The sequence below is a fragment of the Neglectibacter sp. X4 genome (assembly GCF_009917365.1).
Lineage (GTDB): Bacteria > Bacillota > Clostridia > Oscillospirales > Acutalibacteraceae > Acutalibacter.
Genome location: NZ_QWLE01000115.1, coordinates 1 through 3,699 on the forward strand (window position 1 = coordinate 1; position 3,699 = coordinate 3,699).

At 38.3% G+C, this 3,699-nt stretch carries 4 protein-coding genes; all 4 read left to right on the forward strand.

What is annotated here, in order from left to right:
• Positions 1 to 890, forward strand: an 890-nt coding sequence (locus tag D1841_RS16755; protein WP_207709233.1) for an SPASM domain-containing protein, incomplete at its 5' end; no start/stop codon positions are given.
• 73 nt (positions 891 to 963) lie between these two features.
• Positions 964 to 1,968: a TIGR04066 family peptide maturation system protein gene (locus D1841_RS16760; RefSeq protein WP_160644806.1), complete on the forward strand. Its 1,005-nt coding sequence runs from the start codon at positions 964 to 966 to the stop codon at positions 1,966 to 1,968.
• A gap of 157 nt (positions 1,969 to 2,125) precedes the next feature.
• Positions 2,126 to 2,368 carry a hypothetical protein gene (locus D1841_RS16765; protein WP_160644807.1) on the forward strand — a complete coding sequence of 81 codons (243 nt, stop codon included), beginning with the start codon at positions 2,126 to 2,128 and terminating at the stop codon, positions 2,366 to 2,368.
• Complete coding sequence (locus D1841_RS16770) at positions 2,355 to 3,431, forward strand: hypothetical protein (RefSeq protein WP_160644808.1); 1,077 nt, start codon at positions 2,355 to 2,357, stop codon at positions 3,429 to 3,431. The genes D1841_RS16765 and D1841_RS16770 overlap by 14 nt, the downstream gene beginning before the upstream one ends.
• The last annotated feature ends 268 nt before the right edge of the window (positions 3,432 to 3,699 follow it).

Consider the following 3,699-nt stretch of genomic DNA (forward strand, 5'->3'; position numbering starts at 1 on the left):
CCCCCAATTCCTTTTGCTCTTTTTTGTGCCCCCTGGCCCTTTGGCGTGCGTCCTTGCGTACTAACTTAATGACATTGATCATCTTAACTGTTAGTTTAGATGGGCCGAAGGAGTTACATGATTACTATAGGAAGTTCCGTGATGGGAGAGGAAGCTTCGATATAATAATGAAAAACCTATACCAGCTAGAGCAACTGTATCCGGACTATTTCCGTAAATGTCAGACTAATACGGTATTAACACCATATAAAGATGTCAATTGTACAAAAAGTTTTTTATTAAACGAAAGTGTAGTCGCATATGCGAATTCAAAAATTAGTTTATTAAGTGATGCGGGTGCAACAAAACCGCTCCAACCATATGATGAACAGGTTCTGGTCATGCAGAGGGAAAACGAAGTAATGCAGCTGTTAGCTGCAACAGCAGAAATGCCGTATAGCTCAAATTTTTCGCTGTTTGGCAACATACTCCAGGAACTCGAACGAATCAGTTTCTGTCTAACTTTAGGACCAGTAAATTATCGTGCCGGGCACCCCGGCGGGCCGTGCCTTGCTGGGAGCAAGAGGGCTTTTTTAGATATTGACGGAACTTTTTATCCCTGCGAAAAAGTGTCAGAAATTCCCGAATTGAGTATTGGATCATTAGAGGGATTCGATATCGCAAAGATTCAAAGGCTTCTAAATATCGGCCAGGGAACAGAAAAGGAATGCCGACAGTGCTGGGCCTTTTTGTTTTGCGGTCAATGTGTTGCTTCTATGCTGGATGCCAAGGGAGTAAGCGATAAAAAAAGGCTCTCCAAATGTGATAATACTAGAAGCACAACAAGAGAATTACTTATTAGTTTTATGGCATTGAAGGAAAACAAAGTATGCTTTGATAATTATACATAAAGAGTCCAATAAATTATTGATTAGCGTAAAATACATATTTTACATTTATTTGTTTGAGAAGGCAGGGCTGATAATGGAAATCTCGAATTTATATATCTATCCTTTTACTGAACACACAATGCCTTTATGCAGATTCAATGACAGGCTCCAGCAATTTGATCATGTAATCCCGATCGTTCCACATGAATTTGGATTCTTAGGCGGGGATGCGGGCATTGTAGACAAAGGGCCGCCTATTGGGGCTATTATTGAAGAAGTAATTCCTCAAAATATTAGTAAAAGTGATGCGCTTTTGCTTTGCGATCCCACTAATAGTGTGGTTTCAGCGTTGCCATATCAAAAGCAAATCCAAGTTGCTCAAGAACTAGGAATAAGATTTTTGGCTTCAAAAAAGATAGTTACTTTACTCAAGATGAATGGAATCGATGGTGAAATTGTAGACTATCCTGATATTGAGATCGACTTAAAGGGGTATAGAAACTTGCAAGACATTAGCGTTCCTGTAATCATAATTTTAGGTACAGGAAAAGGGTGTGGAAAGTTCAATACACAATTAATGGTTAGTGAAATGTTTATTCGTGCGGGTTATAGGGTAGCCCAGATTGCCAGTAAAGAGTATTCCTCACTTTTTGGCATTTCACCTTTTCCTTCTTTCATGTTTGATGAATCCAAGAGTTCTCTGGAAAAAATCCAAAAACTTAATCAATTTGCGGTGGATCTTATTGATCAAAAGAACGCTGAAGTGCTTATTGTTGGTGTCCCGGGTGGAATTATGCCAATAAGTAAGTTCGAGTTTGATGAGTTTGGAGAATTAGCATATTTAGTATCTCATGCTATTCCAAGTGATATAGGTATTTTAAATGTGTATTATCAGGAATACAACGCAGAGATTCTCAAAACACTTATCAAATTATGCAAATTTAAATTCAATGTAAAAATAAAGATCATATCTGTATCTAACAAAGTTTTGTATATTTCTCCAGAAGAAAAGAGGACTTGTGATTTTTATATTCCATATAAAAAAGTTTCTGTAAATAATTCTATTGCAGAGTCTTTTTTTCAGATGCTTTTCTCTTAAACCCATATGACAATAACTCCTTAGTTGAAGCAAAGAATATTATCATGGAAGAACTTACGGACAAACTTTTTCTATAAAGAAGATACCAACGAATTTAAAAATTACAGCATAGCCAAGATTGTTTATTGATATAAATCTTGAGTAAAGGGTGCTCAATATGAATGATGTTCAGGTATTTGTAGAGGATATTCGTTCTCAAATTTTCTTGCTAAAAGGGTTTATTCCAGAAGATTCACAAAATTTATTAGGCTTAAATGTTAATATGAATTCTGGGGAATTGTATTGTTTGCTGATGTACATTAAAAACCAGTATTCAATAAATATTGATAATTACCTTGTAAATATGGTTGGTTTTTCGATTGATTCATTAGCAAAGAAATTTAGAGATGTTTCCAAATAAAACAGGGGAAGTGGGTAGTATAAAACTTGTTTGTATAGATAATTGGATATCATATGGTATTTTGCAACTATTATACGATAGATGCATCAATTTCTACTATGTCAATGATAGCAAAATCTTCAACCAGAAAAGTGCAGAAGTATCAAGATCTCATGGCACCATTTGTGCTTCCATTCTTGCAGAAACCATGCCTGATTCTGCTGAACTTACTACTATTTCTACAACTGATGGAAACAGACCTATCATGATTGGAAACGTTTGCATTGCTCTGGAGTGGTGTATGAATGAGTCACCCGATTACCTTTGCATGAGCATTGGCAGCGAAAACTGGCTGGAAACGGAGGAACTGGGAAAGCTGACAAAACAGCTTGCGGATAAGGGCACCCGTATTTTTGCCGCCTGTGCCAACAATGGTCACATTGTTTTTCCAGCGGCATACCCATGGGTGACAGGTATCCGCTATGAACCGGGAACTGCCTGTCTTTATCAGGAAAAAAATTCTCCTATCGGCAGCAACCTTATTGTGGGCGATTTTACTACCTCTGTGCTGGAACAGCTTGCTGCGGAAAACAGTTTTTTCAAGTGCCGCACAAATAGTATGGCTACTCCATATGCCTTGGGAAAAATGCTGTCAAAAGACTTGGCGCTGGCTGATCTGCCTATGTGGGAAGGCCGTAATTCTCCAAAAAAGGTAGGCGAATGGCCTATGCCAGTTGTTGCATTATGCGGCCCATTCCAACAGATGAAAGAATTGCTGGCTTTGCTCCAAAAAGAAAGCTATCAGGCAGCATTACTGACTTCCCGCAGCGAAACAGATTGGATACGGATGGTGCTTCACACTACATTTAAAAATTTATCTGAATGGGTAAAACCGCTGGAGAAAGCTGGAATTCTGCTGATAGACGCTGAAAGCAGCTTAGACTCCATACAAGAGTGCGCCGACTGTCTGATCGATTTCAGAAAACAAAATGTATCGGCGGCATATAGAGAAATTTTGGAATTTTTTGGAACCGAGGAGGTGAAAGAAAAAGCTGAATCCCAGGCGGATGTTTTGCGGTTGTAAGTGAAGGAGACTGAATTATCGGGGAAAGGGTGAAATGTTATGAACGGAAAAGATTTAGGAAGTACTTTATTAGGTGGAGAGAAAGGAAAAACTATCGAAAGGGACACTTCACATAAGGAAGTGTCCCTTTCGGCGTTTTAGAAAATTTGTAATGACGGTTGGATATGATGAATTTGTAGGAATAGCTAAATAGGCACTGTAAAGCAAAAATGAAAAGAAAAGACCCGAAAATCAGCGAAAAACTCTACGCAACGAGGAAAAGCTCACG

Excerpts from the sequence above, each read along its gene's own strand:
- D1841_RS16765 (WP_160644807.1), top strand. The coding sequence starts at position 2,126 with ATGAATGATGTTCAGGTATTTGTAGAGGATATTCGTTCTCAAATTTTC.
- D1841_RS16770 (WP_160644808.1), top strand. The coding sequence starts at position 2,355 with ATGTTTCCAAATAAAACAGGGGAAGTGGGTAGTATAAAACTTGTTTGT.
- D1841_RS16760 (WP_160644806.1), top strand. The coding sequence starts at position 964 with ATGGAAATCTCGAATTTATATATCTATCCTTTTACTGAACACACAATG.